15 protein-coding genes are annotated in these 16,975 nt (G+C 68.4%); 7 read left to right on the top strand and 8 right to left on the bottom strand.

Translation table 11 applies throughout. From position 1 onward, the window contains the following. Nucleotides 1-30: 30 nt before the first annotated feature. The 3 genes from FEI13_RS08375 to metK form a co-directional block, all read right to left on the bottom strand. Nucleotides 31-1,227 (bottom strand): IS4 family transposase, encoded by a 1,197-nt coding sequence (locus FEI13_RS08375; protein ID WP_138181092.1) that lies wholly within the window; start codon nucleotides 1,225-1,227, stop codon nucleotides 31-33. A gap of 141 nt (nucleotides 1,228-1,368) precedes the next feature. Continuing rightward, entirely contained in the window at nucleotides 1,369-3,066 is a 1,698-nt protein-coding gene (ligB, locus tag FEI13_RS08380; RefSeq protein ID WP_138181093.1) for an NAD-dependent DNA ligase LigB, read from the bottom strand. Nucleotides 3,067-3,168: 102 nt separating this feature from the next. Next, a complete protein-coding gene (gene metK, locus FEI13_RS08385; RefSeq protein WP_138181094.1) occupies nucleotides 3,169-4,389 on the bottom strand; it encodes a methionine adenosyltransferase in 1,221 nt (406 codons plus the stop codon). Nucleotides 4,390-4,619: 230 nt separating this feature from the next. Here metK and tkt point away from each other — a divergent pair, with 230 nt between their 5' ends. Then, nucleotides 4,620-6,623, top strand: coding sequence for a transketolase (gene tkt, locus FEI13_RS08390; protein ID WP_138181095.1), 2,004 nt, complete (start codon nucleotides 4,620-4,622; stop codon nucleotides 6,621-6,623). A 111-nt stretch (nucleotides 6,624-6,734) separates the two neighbouring features. Here tkt and FEI13_RS08395 read toward each other — a convergent pair whose 3' ends face one another. From FEI13_RS08395 to FEI13_RS08405, 3 genes are all read right to left on the bottom strand, one after another. Next, complete coding sequence (locus FEI13_RS08395; RefSeq protein WP_138181096.1) at nucleotides 6,735-7,787, bottom strand: class I fructose-bisphosphate aldolase; 1,053 nt, start codon at nucleotides 7,785-7,787, stop codon at nucleotides 6,735-6,737. Between the two features lie 130 nt (nucleotides 7,788-7,917). Then, entirely contained in the window at nucleotides 7,918-8,319 is a 402-nt protein-coding gene (locus FEI13_RS08400) for an Hsp20/alpha crystallin family protein (protein ID WP_138181097.1), read from the bottom strand. Nucleotides 8,320-8,360: 41 nt separating this feature from the next. Further along, nucleotides 8,361-8,819 carry an Hsp20/alpha crystallin family protein gene (locus tag FEI13_RS08405; RefSeq protein WP_138181179.1) on the bottom strand — a complete coding sequence of 153 codons (459 nt, stop codon included), beginning with the start codon at nucleotides 8,817-8,819 and terminating at the stop codon, nucleotides 8,361-8,363. 167 nt (nucleotides 8,820-8,986) lie between these two features. Between FEI13_RS08405 and FEI13_RS08410 the strand changes: the two genes are divergently transcribed. The 6 genes from FEI13_RS08410 to FEI13_RS08435 all read left to right on the top strand — a co-directional run bounded on the left by FEI13_RS08410 (nucleotide 8,987) and on the right by FEI13_RS08435 (nucleotide 14,744). Beyond that, nucleotides 8,987-9,358, top strand: coding sequence for a CidA/LrgA family protein (locus FEI13_RS08410; protein ID WP_138181098.1), 372 nt, complete (start codon nucleotides 8,987-8,989; stop codon nucleotides 9,356-9,358). Next, nucleotides 9,355-10,065, top strand: a complete 711-nt coding sequence (locus FEI13_RS08415; protein WP_138181099.1) for an LrgB family protein — start codon at nucleotides 9,355-9,357, stop codon at nucleotides 10,063-10,065. Before FEI13_RS08410 ends, FEI13_RS08415 begins: the two co-directional genes overlap by 4 nt. Before the next feature lie 90 nt (nucleotides 10,066-10,155). Beyond that, a complete protein-coding gene (locus FEI13_RS08420; RefSeq protein WP_138181100.1) occupies nucleotides 10,156-11,211 on the top strand; it encodes a type I glyceraldehyde-3-phosphate dehydrogenase in 1,056 nt (351 codons plus the stop codon). A gap of 37 nt (nucleotides 11,212-11,248) precedes the next feature. Further along, nucleotides 11,249-12,412, top strand: a complete 1,164-nt coding sequence (locus FEI13_RS08425) for a phosphoglycerate kinase (protein WP_138181101.1) — start codon at nucleotides 11,249-11,251, stop codon at nucleotides 12,410-12,412. A 73-nt stretch (nucleotides 12,413-12,485) separates the two neighbouring features. Continuing rightward, nucleotides 12,486-13,550, top strand: coding sequence for a class II fructose-bisphosphate aldolase (gene fba / locus FEI13_RS08430; RefSeq protein ID WP_138181102.1), 1,065 nt, complete (start codon nucleotides 12,486-12,488; stop codon nucleotides 13,548-13,550). A gap of 165 nt (nucleotides 13,551-13,715) precedes the next feature. Continuing rightward, the gene (locus FEI13_RS08435; RefSeq protein ID WP_138181103.1) at nucleotides 13,716-14,744 is read left to right on the top strand and encodes a sodium:calcium antiporter; all 1,029 of its coding nucleotides are present in this window, start codon (nucleotides 13,716-13,718) and stop codon (nucleotides 14,742-14,744) included. Between the two features lie 24 nt (nucleotides 14,745-14,768). Here the strand turns inward: FEI13_RS08435 and FEI13_RS08440 are convergent, their stop codons facing one another. Together FEI13_RS08440 and FEI13_RS08445 are read right to left on the bottom strand one after the other, a co-directional pair. Beyond that, entirely contained in the window at nucleotides 14,769-16,508 is a 1,740-nt protein-coding gene (locus FEI13_RS08440) for a potassium channel family protein (protein WP_138181104.1), read from the bottom strand. A 64-nt stretch (nucleotides 16,509-16,572) separates the two neighbouring features. Continuing rightward, the gene (locus tag FEI13_RS08445; RefSeq protein WP_138181105.1) at nucleotides 16,573-16,956 is read right to left on the bottom strand and encodes a DUF6394 family protein; all 384 of its coding nucleotides are present in this window, start codon (nucleotides 16,954-16,956) and stop codon (nucleotides 16,573-16,575) included. Nucleotides 16,957-16,975: the final 19 nt, after the last annotated feature.

A 16,975-nucleotide genomic window follows, 5' to 3' on the forward strand; every position in this document is an offset into this window, starting at 1 on the left:
AGATCCTGACGGATCCCCACGAATTCTGTGTTATTCGTCGCATAATGCCTGCTTCTTGACCTCCTCGTGAAGACTCGCTTGAAGCGCTTTCCAGGAGGGCCAGGGCACGGCGCATGGTGGGTGACGCCGCAGCCACTCCAGTCCCAAGCGCCACACGGACAGCACGTTCCGGTCCCGGATACTGTTGCTCTGGTAGCGCTGCCGTTGACCGCTGTCACGAACGTGCAGGCCGGCCACCATCATGGCCACATTGGCCAGCATCGCGATCAGCAGCAAGATCTCGATGCGCTTGCCCTGGCGAGACCGGTGCATGCCGAAGCCCAGCCCGAACAAGGGACTCTTGATATCGCGGAAGCCTTCTTCAATCTGCATGCGCTGCCGGTAGATAGTGACCAGCTTGTTCGCCAACGTTGAGCGATCCGGCAGGTTGCTGACCAGCACCCAGGGCTCCTTCTGGCGCTGGGCTATCGCTCGGCTGCGGCTATCCTGGGAGACCTGTCCGCGCTTGTTGCGATGCTTGCGCCCCTGCGGCGGCCGATGGTAGAGCACCAGGCGGGTGGTCAGTGGATTGCTCTCAGCAATTTGCACGGAACCCAGCGCCCGCGGTACCGATGTCGCTTGCGGAAACAGGTCTACCACCGGCTGCCACTCATGCCCTGGCAGTTGGCAACGAACCGGGCTACGCACCCGGCCGACGTAGTACCAACCACGCGCCTCAACCGCCTCGAACCAGGGATTACGAAAGCCCGCATCGGTGACCAGGATCGGCGTGGCGGTGTCGGGCAGTATCTCGGCCAGGGCCGCCAACAAGTATGCCTCACAGTGTTGGCAGCCCTCCTTGTGGTGGACCTTCTCGAAGATCGGCAGCGAGCGCCCGGCGAAGGGCACCGCGGCGCGCAGCAGGAACTGTTGGCCGCGGTCATCGATCGGTGACCAATCCACCAGAATCAGCGGGCGGGTCATGTGGCCGATCAGCAGCGACGCCACGAGCCAGTAAAACAGAGGCCGTTCCTGGTGGAGATGATGATTACCCAGCAACCGATCGACTCGCTTGATGGTGTGCTTGGTCGCCACGGGTCCTGGCAAGGCACGTCCCAGGGCGGTCAAGCCCAGGCGGCGCTCGCCTAGCAGGGCACCCACCGTGTCGAGCAGCGCCTGCAAGCGTTTCGCATGGACCAGGGGGAGTGATGAGGTCAGCAGAGTATGCAAGAATCGAGGGGCCTGCATGGGTCTCCTTTGGCATATTGTTGGTTTGGCGATTAACAACATGCCGACCCATGCAGGCCTTTTCAATTATATCATCCTGATTTTCTTATCTATTTTGTGGGGATCCGTCAGCAGTAGATCAGAGTTAAGTCCGACAGGCTCCTAGAAACCGTCAGTGCCCGCCTCGCCCAGCCGCCGCGCCAGCACCCGCACCTCGGCATGGGCGAAGAAATCGACCAGCGCCGAGGCACGGCCGGGGCCCACGCCGGGCAGCGCTCGCCAGTCGCGATGGCCCCACTCGTTCAGCGTCGCCCAGTCCGCCGGCAGGGCGGCCTCGACGCCGGGCGGCGCCCCCAGCGCCTGCAGCCAGCGGGAAAACGGCATCGTCTGCGTGCCCGCAAAGGCCGCCATCAGGGCCGTGGCCCGCGTCTCGCCGATGCCGTGGGCACGACGCAGCGCCGGCGCCTCCAGGGTCCGCCAGTCGAGCAGGCCGGTGATCAGCCCCGCCTCGACCAGGGCAGCCCAGGTGCCAGGGCCGACGCCGGGCAGGTCGAGCCCCTCGGGGCCGCCGAGCCAGGCCAGGCGTTCGAGGAACTGCGTCTCGCAGCCGGGCGTGAGGCGCAGGCAACTCAGCGCATGGTAGTCCGCCGCGGCGGGCGGGGAGAGAGCCGGGCGCTCAGCGGCGCGCCACACCACGCCCTCGAGCCGAGGGATGGTCAGGCCGGCCAGGGCGATGGCCACCCGATCCCCGGGGCGGATGTCGAGCTCCTCCCAGCGATCCAGCGAGCCGGCGCTGACCCGGCGGATCGTGCGGCCCTCAAGGGCAACGGGGTACAGGTGCAGTAACGGGGTGATGCGCCCGGTGCGCCCGATGCGAAACTCCACGCCGCGCACCTCGGCCAGGGCCTCCCGGGGCGGGTGCTTCCAGGCCGCGGCCCAGTCCGGCGATTCGGCCCGCCACCCTTCGCCCGCCGGACGACCGCCCTGGCGCAGCACCACCCCGTCGGTGGCGAAGGGCAGCGTCCCGCGATACCAGCGCTCACGCCAGCGCTGCACCTCGTCGAGGGTCGCGACCCGCTGCGTCAACGCGGCGCTGTCGGCGAAACCCAGGCGCTCGAGCCCCTCGAGGCGCTCTCGCATGACGGGCCGGCCGTCCGGCCAGTCCCAGACGAAGAGCCCGATACGCGCCGCCGCCTCAGTGGAAAGCGCGTCACGGGCCAGCAGCCCCGCCACCTCGCTGCGCGCCCCGACGCCGCCGGCCTCGGCCTGGACATGCTCCTCGAGGCGCCGGTAGAGTTCGCCTTGCAGCAACGCATCGACCGCTTCCGGCAGCCGCGCGGGCACGGCAGGCATGCGCCGGGCCGCCGTCGTCCAATCCTGACCGTGGCGACCGTCGCCGCGGCTGATCGCCCGGACCAGCCGGCCATCCCGGTAGACCAGGGTCACCGCCACGCCGTCCACCTTGGGCTGCACCCAGACCTCGTCGCGGCGCGACAGCCAGCGGTGCACCGCGGCCGCGTCCTCGAGCTTGACAAGCCCGGTCTGGGGAATCGGATGGCGGGCCTCGCCGACGGGGTGATTCGGCACCACCGCCTCGGGTGCCCGCTCGGGAAAGCAGCGCCGCCAGCGCTCGTAGCGGCGGCGGGCCTGGTCGTAGATGGCATCGCTGACCGGGGACTCGCCGCGGCGGTAGTAGGCGTCGTCCCACTCGGTCAGCCGCTCCGCCAGGGCGATGATCTCAGACGCGGACGGCACCTCCGCCCCGTCGGGGCAGGTCGCCGCTCGAGCCGGAAGGCTCGACAGAAGGAAGGAAAGGACCATGGAGACGGCCAGCAGCCAGCCGGCCAGGTAACGGGGCATCACGGCAGCTCCCACGCAAGGACTGCCCTGACCATAGCACTCGAAATGCAACGGGCCCCGCCGGCAGCGCCGGCGGGGCCCGTCATCATCTCAGGCGATCGCCTAGAGGCCGCCGGCCTGGCGCAGGGCGGCAGCCCGGTCGGTCTTCTCCCAGGGGAAGGCCGTGAAGGTCTCGGTATGCTCGTGGCCCTGGGTGTCGGTCCAGGTGTAGCTGGCCTCGAAGGGCTCGCGACCGAAGTGGCCGTAGGCCGCGGTCAGCTGGTACATGGGATGCAGCAGGTCGAGCATGTGGGTGATGGCATTGGGCCGCAAGTCGAAGTGCTCGCGCACCAGTTCAATGATACGGGCATCGTCCACTCGCCCGGTACCGAAGGTATCGATGGCGACGGAGGTGGGCTCGGCCACGCCGATGGCGTAGGAGATCTGGATCTCGCACTTGTCGGCCAGGCCGGCAGCGACCACGTTCTTGGCCACATAGCGGCCCGCATAGGCCGCGCTGCGGTCGACCTTGGAGGGATCCTTGCCGGAGAAGGCGCCGCCGCCGTGGCGGGCCGTGCCGCCATAGGTGTCGACGATGATCTTGCGCCCGGTCAGGCCACAGTCGCCCACCGGGCCGCCGATCACAAACTTACCGGTGGGGTTGATGTGGTATTTGGTGGTCTCGGTCAGCCACTCGGCGGGAATAACCTGCTCGATGATCTCGCGGCGCACCATCGTGCGCAGCTCTGCCTGGTCGATTTCCGGGTCGTGCTGGGTGGAGAGCACCACGGCGTCGACGGCGCAGGGCATGCCTTGGGCATCGTAGCGAAAGGTCAGCTGGCTCTTGGCGTCGGGGCGCAGCCAGGGCAGCAGGCCGTGCTTGCGCAGCTCGGCCTGGCGCTCCACCAGCCGGTGCGCGTAGTGGATCGGCGCCGGCATGTAGGAGTCGGTCTCGTTGCTGGCGTAGCCGAACATCAGGCCCTGATCGCCGGCGCCCTGGTCCTCGGGCTTGGCACGGTCGACGCCCTGGGCGATATCCACGCTCTGCTTGCCGATCAGGTTGAGCACGCCACAGGTCTCGCCGTCGAAGCCGACATCCGAGGAGGTGTAACCGATGCCGGTGATCACTTCGCGCACCAGCGCTTCGAGGTCGACCCAGGCCGAGGTGGTGATCTCGCCGGCGACGATCGCCACGCCGGTCTTGACCAGCGTCTCGCAGGCCACCCGGGCGTTCTTGTCGCGGGCGATGATGGCATCGAGCACCGCGTCGGAGATCTGGTCGGCGATCTTGTCCGGATGTCCCTCGGAGACGGATTCGGAGGTGAACAGGGAGTATTCGCTCATGGCGTCCTCGACCCTCTTGGTATCGGCAATAGGCAGTCGCGGAGTCTACACGCTGCGGCCTCCCCGGGCATCCGCGATTTGATGCAGGACGGCAAGTCGGCGACAATAGGCGCCCGAATTTGACCGCGCCGCCCCGTCCCGCGGCGTCACCAGCCAGAAGCCACGTCCGGCCACTCCCCCTGGCCCGACTGTGTCGTGGCCTTCATTCTGCCGCAGGCGAGGAGCTTCCCATGCCGTCCCGTTTCGAACTGGCCAATGCCGTACGTGCCCTGTCCATGGATGCCGTCCAGAAGGCCAATTCCGGCCATCCCGGCGCGCCCATGGGCATGGCCGACATCGCCGAGGTGCTGTGGAACGACTACCTCGTCCACAACCCGGCCAACCCGCAGTGGGCCGACCGCGACCGCTTCGTGCTCTCCAACGGCCACGGCTCGATGCTACTCTACTCACTGCTGCACCTGACCGGCTACGAGCTCGGCCTCGAGGAGCTGCAGAACTTCCGCCAGCTGCACGCCAAGACCGCCGGCCACCCGGAGTACGGCTACGCGCCGGGCATCGAGACCACCACCGGTCCGCTGGGCCAGGGCCTGGCCAACGCCGTGGGCATGGCGCTCGCCGAGCGCACCCTGGCGGCCCAGTTCAACCGCCCCGGCCACAGTGTCATCGACCACCACACCTGGTGCTTCGTCGGCGACGGCTGCCTGATGGAGGGCATCTCCCACGAGGTCGCCTCGCTGGCCGGCACCCAGCAGCTCGGCAAACTGATCACCTTCTACGACGACAACGGCATCTCCATCGACGGCGAGGTGAAAGGCTGGTTCACCGACGACACCGCCAAGCGCTTCGAGGCCTACGGTTGGCACGTAGTGCCCAGCGTCGACGGCCACAAGCCCGAGGAGATCAAGGCCGCCATCGAACTGGCCAAGAGCCACGACGACAAGCCGAGCCTGATCATCTGCAAGACCATCATCGGCTTCGGCGCGCCCAACAAGCAGGGCAAGGAGGAGTGCCACGGCGCCGCACTCGGCGAGGAGGAAGTGGCCGCCGCCCGCCAGCAGCTCGACTGGCCCCACGCGCCCTTCCACGTGCCCGAGGAGATCTACCAGGGCTGGGACGCCACCGAGGCCGGCCAGAGCCGTCAGGCGGCCTGGGACGAGCGCTTCGCGCGCTACGCCGAGGCCTATCCCGAGGAGGCCCGCGAGCTGCAGCGCCGCCTCAAGGGCGAGCTGCCGACGGCGCTGACCAGCGAGGCGCTGATCGAGGAGGCCCAGGCCAAGGGCGAGACCGTCGCCTCTCGCAAGGCGTCGCTTGGCTGCCTCAACGCGCTCGGCCCGCAGCTGCCGGAGCTGCTCGGCGGCAGCGCCGACCTCGCGCCCTCCAACCTGACCTTCTGGCAGGGCGCCCAGGCGATCAGCGCCGACGCGCCCGGCGGCAACTACCTACACTACGGCGTGCGGGAGTTCGGCATGGCCGCAATCATCAACGGCATCGCCCTGCACGGCGGCTTCGTGCCCTTTGGGGCGACCTTCCTGATCTTCTCCGAGTACATGCGCAACGCCGTGCGCATGGCCGCGCTGATGGGAACTCGGGCCATCCACGTCTTCACCCACGACTCCATCGGCCTGGGCGAGGACGGCCCCACCCACCAGCCGATCGAGCAGCTGACCACCCTGCGCTCCACACCCAACCTGGCCACCTGGCGCCCTTGTGACGCCGTGGAGACCGCCGCCGCCTGGAACGCCGCCCTCAAGCGTCGCTGCGGCCCCACCGCGCTGGTCTTCTCGCGCCAGGGCCTGCCCCACCAGGCGCGCAGCAAGCAGCAGCTGGCCGACATCCAGCGCGGCGGATACATCCTCAAAGACAGCGCGGGCACGCCGGAGCTGATCCTGATCGCCACCGGCTCCGAGGTCGGCCTGGCCATGGACGCCGCGGCCCGGCTCGAGGAGCAGGGACGCGCGGTGCGCGTGGTCTCCATGCCCTCCACCGACGCCTTCGATCGCCAGGACGCCGCCTACCGCCAGCAGGTGCTGCCGGCGGAGGTGGGCAACCGCATCGCCATCGAGGCCGGCCACCGCGACTTCTGGTACAAGTACGTGGGCCTCGAGGGGCGCATCCTGGGCATGGCCACCTACGGCGAATCCGCCCCGGCCGGCGACCTGTTCAAGCACTTCGGCTTCACCGTGGAGAACCTGGTGGCCGAGGCCGAGCAGCTGCTGGACGACGCCGAGGCCTGATTCGCGCCGTCATGACAAAGGTAAGGGCACGGCACTCGCCGTGCCCTTTTTCGTGGGCCTGTTCTTGAGCCTGAGAGCGGCCGACACCCAGACCCTCCGGGGCCGGCGCCCTCAGGCGAGAGTGACGGCCTCGTCCAGGTAGACGTTCTGGATGGCGTTGAGCAGCTCGACGCCCTCGGCCATGGGCTTCTGGAAGGCCTTGCGCCCGGAGATCAGCCCCATGCCACCGGCACGCTTGTTGATCACCGCGGTGCGCACCGCCTCGGCGAGGTCGGAGGCGCCCTTGGAGCCGCCGCCGGAGTTGATCAGCCCGGCACGGCCCAGATAGCAGTTGGCTACCTGATAGCGGGCCAGGTCGATGGGATGATCCGAGGTCAGCTCATCGTAGACCCTGGCATGGGTATGACCGAAGCCGATGTCGCGGTAGCCACCGTTGGTCTCGGGCAGCTTCTGCTTGACGATGTCGGCCTTGAGGGTGGCCGCCAGGTGGTTGGCCTGGCCGGTCAGGTCGGCGGCCACGTGGTAGTCAGTGCCCTCGTGCTTGAAGTCCGGGTTGCGCAGGTAGGCCCAGAGGACCGTGACCATGCCCAGTTCGTGGGCGCGCTCGAAGGCTTCGCTGATCTCCATGATCTGGCGACGGCTCTCGTGGGAGCCGAAGTAGATGGTCGCCCCCACGGCCACACAGCCCATCTCGAAGGCCTGCTCGACCTGGGCGAACAGCGTCTGGTCATAGATCGGGGGGTAGCTCAGCGTCTCGTTGTGGTTGAGCTTGAGGATCATCGGGATCCGGTGGGCATAGCGGCGCGCCACGCTGGCCAGCCCGCCGAGGGTCGAGGCCACGGCGTTGCAGCCCCCCTCGATGGCCAGCTCAACGATATTGGCCGGGTCGAAGTAGCGCGGGTTCGGCGCGAAGGAGGCCCCCGCCGAGTGCTCGATGCCCTGGTCCACCGGCAGGATGCTGAGATAGCCGGTGCCGGCCAGGCGGCCGTGGTCGAACAGCGCCTGCATGTTGCGCAGCACGCTGGGGCGACGGTCGCTCTGGGCCATCACCCGGTCGACGAAGTCCGGACCGGGCGGGTGGATCGTCTCGGCGGGCACGCCGCGGCAGACGTGACCCAGCAGGGTATCGGCCTCGCTGCCCAGCAGCTTGGTGATATCGTTCATGGTGCTCCTCTCCTTGGTACCGGGTAATACGCTCTTCCCAGCGTAGGGGAAAACCGTACCGAGAGGAGGCTGCGCATGCAACGGGAGCGCCCGCCCGCGCGGGGGCAGGCGCTCCCGGGTCAGCGCCCGCTCAGGCCGCCTTGACCTCGATGCGCCGCCGGCGGTGGGTCTCCTTGCGCGGCAGCACCAGCTCCACCACGCCGTTGTCGATGCGTGCCTGGATGGCCTCGGCATCGATCTCGTGGCTGAGGGTGAAGCGCCGCGCATAGCGCTGGGCGCGGACCTCGGCATAGATCGCCGTCAGCCCCTCGGGCATCTCGAGGCGCACCTCGCCTTCCAGGCTCAGCACGTTGTTGTCCACCTCGATATGCAGCGACTCGCGGGTCACGCCGGGCATGTCGGCGACCAGATGCAGCGCATTGCCGTCCTCGAAGATATCTACCGGCGGCTGCAGGGTCTCCACCTCCCGCTCGCGGTCGCGGTCGCGGTCGGCAGGCGCCTGGGGGGCATCTTGTCGGATCACATCGTTCATCTCGCTCACCTCCTCGGAAGTACACGAACACACGACCTGTTTCACGCCGCCTGGATCGCGATGCGCCGCGGCCTGAGTTCCTCGCGCTTGGGCAGCAGCACCTCGCACACTCCGTCGCGGAAGCGCGCCTCGGCCCGTTCGATGTCCAGGCCATCCGGCAGCGCCAGCGAGCGGCTGAACTCGCCACGGAAGCGCTCGCTGCGGAACTCGGTGGGCGCTGACGCGTCCTCGCGCGCGGCCTCGGGCCCCCGCCTGCCGGAGACGGTCAGCACATTGTCCTGGAGGCTCACCTCCAGGTCATCTGCCGACAGGCCGGCGGCGAATACGTAGACCCGCACCGCATCGTCAGTGCGCCCCACGTTGATCATCGGGAAGCTGCCGCGGGGCACCGAGCGGATATCCGCGGCACCGGCCTCGGGCAGCATCTCGTCCATCAGTTGCCGGAACCAGTCCAGACCCTGGGTCCGAGCGGTATCGAAACGCCTGAGATCTCCGAACATCACGAACACCTCCTACGCTGATTGACCTCGTGACGATGGGCGGGGGACGCCACTCAAGCTGACATCGCCCCCGTAATCTGCACAATAGGAGCGCTTCGACGCTTTTCAAGGGGGCCATGACGCGCCCGCCAACCCGTTCACGAACGCTCTTTTCGCAAGGACACCCCATGCCGGTATTGCGCGGCTTCCTGTGGCTGCTGGGCTTCCTGCTGCTCGGCGAGACCCTGGTCACTCTCACCGGCCTGCCGGTCTCCGCCGGCGTGGTCGGCCTGCTGCTGCTCACCACCTGGCTGCGACTCCACGGCGGGGGCCTGGGTGACATCGCCGCCGCCGCCCAGCCACTGATCGCCGTACTGGCGCTGCTGATTATGCCCGGGGTGGTGGGCGCCTTCTTCATCCTCGATGCGCTCGAGGGACAGTGGACGGCGATCCTCGCCGCCCTGATCGGCGGCACCCTGCTCAGCGTGATGACGACCCTCGCGCTGATGCGCCGTCTGATGGGCGAGGCCTCCGCCCCCGGAGAAGAGGCCCCACCATGACGGCGCTGCTCGATCACCTGCTGGCGACGCCGCTGCTGGCCATCGCCCTGACGCTCGCCGCCCATGCGGCGGGCACCCGGCTGCTCAAGGCCCTAGGCGCCCCCGCCTGGTGCCCGCCGATTCTTGCCGCCGCGCTGCTGCTCGCCGGCGTGCTGGCGCTGCTCTCCATCGACTACGCGGACTACCGCCGCGGCGCCGCCTGGCTGATGCTGCTGCTGGGACCGGCCACCGTGGCGCTCGGCCTGCCGCTGCACCAGCAGATGCCCCGGATCATCGCCCTGTGGCGCCCGCTGCTGGCCTGCCTGCCGGTGGCGGTGCTGCTCGCCGCGGCCTATGCCGTGGGCATCGCCTGGTGGCTGGGCGCCCCGCCCGAGATACTCGCCGCGCTCGCCCCCAAGTCGGTCACCGCGCCCATTGCACTGGGCATCAACGCGCAGATCGGCGGCCCGGTCTCCTTGATGATGGGAGGCCTCTTGATCACTGGGGTGGCGACCGTCGGCTTCGTGAGCCTGGGCGCCCGGCTACTCGGCATCCATGACGAGCGCATCATCGGCCTCGCCCTGGGGCTCAACGGCCACGCCCTGGGCACCGTGCGCGCCTTTGAGATCGGCCCGGTGGCCGGCGCCTTCGCCTCGCTGGGCATGAGCCTGACTGGCATCCTGAGCGCGCTCTTCCTGCCGCTGGCCTGGCGGCTGGTGGGCGCCTGAGCGGCCCTCGGCCGGCGTAGCAGACGCTCGGGGCCCAGATGCGCTAGAATCGCCGTTTCATTTCCCGGCTTCGGAGTCCCTCGCCCCCTCATGGCTCTTCGCATCGCCATCAACGGTTACGGCCGCATCGGCCAGTGCGTGCTGCGCGCCCTGATCGAGGGGGAGGCGGCACGCCACGACGGCCCGGCCCTGGAGGTCGTGGCGATCAACGAGCTCTCCGATCTCGCCACCATCGCCTACCTGACCCGCTACGACACCACCCACGGCCGTTTCCCCGGCAGCGTCGAGGTGGCGGGAGACAGGCTGGTGGTCAACGGCCAGCCCATCCGCGTGCTCTGCGAGCCCGACCCGACGCGGCTGCCCTGGGCCGAGCTCGGCATCGACCTGGTGCTGGAGTGCTCCGGCAGCTTCAAGGATCGCGCCACCGCCGAGGCCCACCTGGTCTCCGGCGCCGGGCGGCTGCTGTTCTCGCAGCCTGCCGAGAGCGACGTCGACGCCACCATCGTCACCGGCATCAACGATGACGACCTGACGGCCGCGTGCCGCATCGTCTCCGCGGCCTCCTGCACCACCAACTGCCTGGTGCCGGTGCTCACCGTGCTCGACGAGGCGCTGGGCATCGAGCATGGCGTCACCACCACCATCCACTCGGCGATGAACGACCAGCCGGTGATCGACGCCTACCACCAGACCGACCTGCGCCTGACCCGCTCGGCGATGCACTCCATCGTGCCGGTCGACACGGGGCTGGCCCGCGGCATCAACCGCCTGATGCCCCATCTGGCCGGGCGCTTCGAGTGCCTGCACGTGCGGGTGCCGACGATCAACGTCTCGACCATGGACCTGTCGATCTGCGTGCGCCGCGACACCTCGGCCCAGGCGGTCAACGCCCTGCTGCGCGAGGCGAGCCGCGGACGGCTCTCGGGTCTGCTCGGCTACACCGAGGAGCCGGTGGCCTCGGTCGACTTCAACCACGATCCGCGCTCCGGTATCGTGGACGCCACCCAGACCCGGGTGGCCGGCGGCCGCCTGATCAAGCTGCTGTGCTGGTTCGACAACGAGTGGGGCTTCGCCAGCCGCATGCTCGATGTCACCCGGCGGCTGGCGCGCCTTCCCCCGGCCCCGACCAGCTCCCCCGACAGATGACATCCCTTCGGCTTTTCCAGACGAGGAACCTGCTTCCATGAACGTGCGCAAGATGACCGACCTCGACCTCAGCGGCCAGCGAGTGCTGATCCGTGAGGACCTGAACGTACCCGTCAAGCACGGCCAGGTGACCAGCGACGCCCGCCTGCGGGCCAGCCTGCCGACCATCCAGGCGGCGCTGGCGGCCGGTGCCCGGGTAATGCTGATGAGCCACCTGGGTCGCCCCACCGAGGGCGAGCCCGCCGAGGAGTTCTCGCTGGCCCCGGTGGCCGAGCACCTGGGCGAGCTGCTGGGTCGTCCGGTGCGCCTGGTCGCGGACTATCTGGACGGCGAGGTCGAGGTGGCCGACGGCGAGGTGGTGCTGCTCGAGAACGTGCGCTTCAACCGCGGCGAGAAGAAAGATGACGAGGCCCTGGCCAAGCGCTACGCCGCGCTGTGCGACGTCTTCGTGATGGACGCCTTCGGCACCGCCCACCGCGCCCAGGCCTCCACCCACGGCGTGGCGCGCTTCGCGCCGACCGCCTGCGCCGGCCCACTGCTGGCCGCCGAGCTCGACGCCCTGGAGAAGGCACTGGCCACGCCGAAGCGGCCGATGGCCGCGATCGTCGGCGGTTCTAAGGTCTCCACCAAGCTCGAGGTGCTCAACGCCCTCTCCGAGAAGTGCGACCAGCTGATCGTCGGCGGCGGCATCGCCAACACCTTCATCGCCGCGGCCGGCTACAACGTCGGCAAGTCGCTGCACGAGGCCGACCTGATCGGGGCGGCCAAGGCGCTGATGGAGAAAGTCGAGATCCCGCTGCCCAGCGACGTGGTGGTGGCCACCGAGTTCTCCGAGCACGCCGAGGCGGTGGTCAAGCCCGTCGACCAGGTGAGCGACGACGAGATGATCCTCGACATCGGCCCCGAGACCGCCGGGCGCCTGGGCGGCCTACTCAAGGACGCCGGCACCATCCTCTGGAACGGCCCAGTCGGCGTATTCGAGATCGACCAGTTCGGCCACGGCACCGAGGCGCTGTCGCGGGCCATCGCCGAGAGCGACGGCTTTTCCATCGCCGGCGGCGGCGACACCCTGGCGGCCATCGACAAGTACGGCATCGAGTCACGGGTCTCCTACATCTCCACCGGCGGCGGCGCCTTCCTCGAGTACGTGGAAGGCAAGACCCTGCCCGCGGTGGCCGCCCTGGAAGACGCCGCCCGCTGAGGCGCCGATACCCGCTATCCGGCGCGGCCCCAGCCGCCGCGCCGTCACGACCCGACAGACAACAGGAGCCTCCATGGCACTGATCAGCATGCGCCAGATGCTGGACCACGCCGCCGAATACGGCTACGGCGTGCCGGCCTTCAACGTCAACAACCTCGAGCAGATGCGCGCCATCATGGAAGCCGCCGACGAGACCGACTCGCCGGTGATCGTCCAGGCCTCCGCCGGGGCCCGCAAGTACGCCGGCGCGCCCTTCCTGCGCCACCTGATCCTGGCCGCCGTCGAGGAGTTCCCGCACATCCCGGTGGTCATGCACCAGGACCACGGCACCAGCCCCGCGGTCTGCCAGCGCTCCATCCAGCTGGGCTTCTCCTCGGTGATGATGGACGGCTCGCTCAAGGAAGACGGCAAGACCCCGGCCGACTACGCCTACAACGTCGACGTCACCCGTCGCACCGTCGAGATGGCGCACGCCTGCGGCGTCTCCGTGGAGGGTGAGCTCGGCTGCCTGGGCAGCCTCGAGACCGGCATGGCCGGCGAGGAAGACGGCGTGGGCGCCGAGGGCAAGCTCGACATGGAGCAGCTGCTCACCGACCCGGAAGAGGCCGCCGAGTTCGTCAAGGCGACTCACGTGGACGCCCTGGCCATCGCCATCGGCACCAGCCACGGCGCCTACAAGTTCACCCAGCCGCCCACCGGCGACACCCTCTCCATCCGGCGCATCAAGGAGATCCACGCCCGTATCCCCGAGACTCACCTGGTGATGCACGGCTCCTCCTCGGTGCCCCAGGAGTGGCTGGCGATCATCAACGAGTTCGGCGGCGCCATCCCCGAGACCTACGGCGTGCCGGTCGAGGAGATCGTCGAGGGCATCAAGCACGGCGTGCGCAAGGTCAACGTCGACACCGACCTGCGCCTGGCCTCCACCGGGGCGGTGCGCCGCTTCCTGGCCGAGAACCCGGCCGAGTTCGACCCGCGCAAGTTCCTCAAGGCCTCCACGGCCGCCATGAAGGCGATCTGCAAGGCGCGTTACGAGGCCTTCGGCACCGCCGGCAATGCCTCGAAGATCACGCCGATCAATCTCGAGGAGATGTTCCTGCGCTACGAGCGCGGCGAGCTCGACCCGAAGGTTCAGTGATCGCCTGCCGACCAACCGGCGGATCACGATTCACACGAGAGGGCGGCCCCAGGGGTCGCCCTCTCGCGTCTGGGCCCTTACCCTCGAACGACCGAGTCTCCCTTCGCTCCAGGAGCCGACCATGGATGGACCCGATCGCACTCCCTGCCCGCGAGGAGCTCGGCGATGCTGAACGACCTGTCCCTGACCACGGCCTTCGCGCTATTCGCCGGCTGCGCCCTGGTGATCGGCGTGGTGGGCACCCGGCTGACCGGCATCGTCGACGACCTGGCCGATCGCACCGGCCTCGGCGAGGCCATCGCCGGTGCCGTGCTACTGGGCATGGCCACCTCGCTGTCGGGACTGATGGTGTCGGTCTCGGCGGCACTGGCCGACCGCCCGACCCTGGCGATGAGCAATGCCTTGGGCGGCATCGCCGTGCAGACGCTGTTCCTGACCATTGCCGACATTACCTACCGGCGCGCCAACCTGGAACACGCCGCCGCCTCGCTCGGCAACCTGATGCAGGGGGGCCTTCTGCTGTGCCTGCTGTCGCTGGTGCTGGTCGGTCGCTTCGCCCCCGCCTGGACCCTGTGGCAGGTGCACCCCGTCACCCCGCTGCTGCTGCTCGGCTACCTGTTCGGCCTACGCCTAGTGGATCGCAGCCGCGACAACCCCATGTGGCGTCCGGCCCAGACCCGGGAGACCCAGGCGGACATGCCAGACGAACAGGCCATGAGGCGTTCGGCGACGCGCCTGTGGCTCTCCTTCATCGCCCTGGCGGCGCTGCTCGGCCTCAGCGGCTGGCTGCTGGAGCGCTGTGCCGCGGTAATCGCCGAGCAGACCGGTCTCGGGCAGTCGGTGGTGGGGGCGCTGATGACGGCGGTGGTGACCTCGCTACCGGAGCTGGTGACCACGGTGGCCGCGGTACGGCGCGGCGCCCTGACCCTGGCCGTGGCTGTTATCATCGGCGGCAACGCCTTCGATACCCTGTTCGTCGCGGCTGCGGACATCGCCTATCGCGGCGGCTCGGTCTACCACGCCATTCCCGACCCCGTCTTGCTGTGGGTCGCGCTATCCATGCTGATGACCGGCATCCTGCTGGTCGGGATGCTCCACCGCCAACGCCAGGGCCCGGCACATATCGGCTTCGAGAGCGTCGGCATCATCGCCTGCTACCTCGCAGGGGCGCTTATCCTATTGCTGGCCCCTTGAGGCTCAGGGTCCCGGTCGACGCGCTCACGGCGACGCCCGATGGCCACGACGCCGGCGGCGCGCTTCGAGCCAGGCGAACAGATAGCCACGCGGCGCATCGACGCCGGTGACGACATAGCCAAGCGTGTAGGGATTATGGAGGGTCGCCCGGATCATCGACTCCGACCAGGGGGTGCCGCAGAAGAGGACCTCGTCGCCGACGCCGAGCACAAAGGCCTGGTCCGGCAACATGATCGACTCCCCATCCCGGTGAACGGCGAGCGCTTCACACGGCAGTCGTGCCGGATACGCACGCGCATCGCAGCACAGCGGGCCCAGGGTCACGCTCCCGCCGTCCTCCAGATAGTCGGTCACCGCCGGCGCGTCGCTCGGGACCAGCCGGATCGACCACAGGTGGGGAGGCTCATCACCCACGGCCGCCTTGAGACGGGCCACCAGGGCCGTGGTCTGGGCCGGTTCTCGCTGCGCGAGCCAGTCGATCAGCTCCTGAACGAGGGGCGAGATCAAGAGCTTCAGGATCCGGCGCGCCGTGGTCAGGCTGTGCTGAAGGACCAGGTCGGCTCGGGCGGCATCGAACGCGGCCTGATTCTCATGGCTGTTCTGGCGCACGATGCGAAATGCCTGGGGATTGAGCTCCGTGACCGAAAGCAGCGTATTGAGATTGTCGGCATCGCGATTCGTCGCGGCGATGACCCCGGCGGCGTCTTCGATCGCCGCGCTCGACAGGGCCGCATGATCGGCGTGCGCCCTGACGATAACCGTCTCCTCTCCGGCCAGGTTGGCGTCCGCCTCGGGGTCGATGATGCACACATCGACACCGTGGGCCTGGAGATAGCGATGGATGCAGTGTCCCATCCGTCCGTACCCGCACAGGATCCAATTGCCCCGCGGCACCTGTACCGGTACGCCGAGTTCGACGCCACGTACGCCTACGAACCACGCATTCAGGTTGTGAAGCTCGGGGCGTGCGATCGCCCGAGAGAGGAGCTGGGCGAAGATCTCGAATGGATCGACGACCGTGACATTGTCCAGTGCCCGCAGATTCGCCTCGTGGCGCGCCGAGGTCGAACGACAGATGACCCGCAGCCGCGGGTTGAGGTGGCGCGCCATCACCGCGACCTTGAGGTTGACGTCGTCATTGTTGGTCAGGGCGATCAGGGCCCGGCATGCCGGGTGCTCCACCCCCGCGGCCAGCAGGTGTTTCGGCACACTGGCGTCCGCGTGGAGGCCCGGCATCGGAACCGTATAGTCGCGCACGCCCAGGGCCTTGATGCGTTCCGGGTCGGCATCGAGTATCACCGCACGCATCCGGTGATCACTCAAGCCCCGAGCCAGCAGGCTGCCGGCATCGCCGAACCCGCAGAGGATGAAGAAGGGAGCCGGGTTGCTCTTGACCTTGCGGGCGAACCGAAACCCATCCATGGCCTGGATGAAATGGGGATTCTGCACCAGGTGAATCAGCGAGCCGATCGCATAGAACCACGCAATGACGCCGGTATAGAGGCAGAAGATCGTCCACAGACGCTGCTCTTCGCTGAAGCCGTTCGGCAGTTCGCCGAACCCGGTCGTGGTCGCCGTGTAGGTGAAGAAATAGAACGCATGGAAGAGATTCATGTGGGTCGTCTCGCCCTCGACGACCCGGCCCGGCATCAGGGCCATGCCCATGATGCCCACCGAATAGACGAACAGCAGCACGAACAGCGGCCGGCGCATGTAGCGCAGGACGATCATCGCCACACGGTCGAGATCGGAGGTCTGCGTCACGGGTTAACCCCTCCCTCTGCCTGTCCCGGATTACGGCTGCCGCGCCGGCGTCACCCACGCGACATCAGCGCCGCGAGAGCAGCGTATCGCCGACCAGGATCACCGTCGCGATGATGTTCGCGACCAGCGCCCCCATGGCAATTGAGACGATATCGGCCATCTCGTCCGGTCCCGGGCCGCCCCCGCTATCGGGATCGGCAATGATCCAGACGATACGCGCCGTGATCAGCAGCAAGCCGGCCACCAGGCCGGACGCCAGCAGCAACGCCCCGGTCTGGGAGCGATCCCCCAGTTTCAGGCCGATGGCGACCAGGTTGACGATGATGGTGAAGGTGAGGATCCAGACATTATGGTGGGCGGCCGTCTCGACCCCCCCCGCCACGAAGGCGGCATTGAGGCTCAGGGTAAGGATGACGAAGAAACCGAAGACGACGCGTTCGAGGTTCATGAGCCTGCTCCTGGCCGGG

The organism is Halomonas urmiana (assembly GCF_005780185.1).
GTDB classification, from domain to species: domain Bacteria; phylum Pseudomonadota; class Gammaproteobacteria; order Pseudomonadales; family Halomonadaceae; genus Halomonas; species Halomonas urmiana.

Bases quoted from the DNA above. Each gene is read 5' to 3' on its own strand.
- FEI13_RS08395 (WP_138181096.1), bottom strand. From the start codon at position 7,787: ATGAACGATATCACCAAGCTGCTGGGCAGCGAGGCCGATACCCTGCTG.
- FEI13_RS08410 (WP_138181098.1), top strand. From the start codon at position 8,987: ATGCCGGTATTGCGCGGCTTCCTGTGGCTGCTGGGCTTCCTGCTGCTC.
- fba (WP_138181102.1), top strand. From the start codon at position 12,486: ATGGCACTGATCAGCATGCGCCAGATGCTGGACCACGCCGCCGAATAC.
- FEI13_RS08445 (WP_138181105.1), bottom strand. From the start codon at position 16,956: ATGAACCTCGAACGCGTCGTCTTCGGTTTCTTCGTCATCCTTACCCTG.
- metK (WP_138181094.1), bottom strand. From the start codon at position 4,389: ATGAGCGAATACTCCCTGTTCACCTCCGAATCCGTCTCCGAGGGACAT.
- FEI13_RS08375 (WP_138181092.1), bottom strand. From the start codon at position 1,227: ATGCAGGCCCCTCGATTCTTGCATACTCTGCTGACCTCATCACTCCCC.
- FEI13_RS08435 (WP_138181103.1), top strand. From the start codon at position 13,716: ATGCTGAACGACCTGTCCCTGACCACGGCCTTCGCGCTATTCGCCGGC.
- ligB (WP_138181093.1), bottom strand. From the start codon at position 3,066: ATGCCCCGTTACCTGGCCGGCTGGCTGCTGGCCGTCTCCATGGTCCTT.
- FEI13_RS08400 (WP_138181097.1), bottom strand. From the start codon at position 8,319: ATGAACGATGTGATCCGACAAGATGCCCCCCAGGCGCCTGCCGACCGC.
- FEI13_RS08415 (WP_138181099.1), top strand. From the start codon at position 9,355: ATGACGGCGCTGCTCGATCACCTGCTGGCGACGCCGCTGCTGGCCATC.
- FEI13_RS08425 (WP_138181101.1), top strand. From the start codon at position 11,249: ATGAACGTGCGCAAGATGACCGACCTCGACCTCAGCGGCCAGCGAGTG.
- tkt (WP_138181095.1), top strand. From the start codon at position 4,620: ATGCCGTCCCGTTTCGAACTGGCCAATGCCGTACGTGCCCTGTCCATG.
- FEI13_RS08420 (WP_138181100.1), top strand. From the start codon at position 10,156: ATGGCTCTTCGCATCGCCATCAACGGTTACGGCCGCATCGGCCAGTGC.
- FEI13_RS08405 (WP_138181179.1), bottom strand. From the start codon at position 8,819: ATGTTCGGAGATCTCAGGCGTTTCGATACCGCTCGGACCCAGGGTCTG.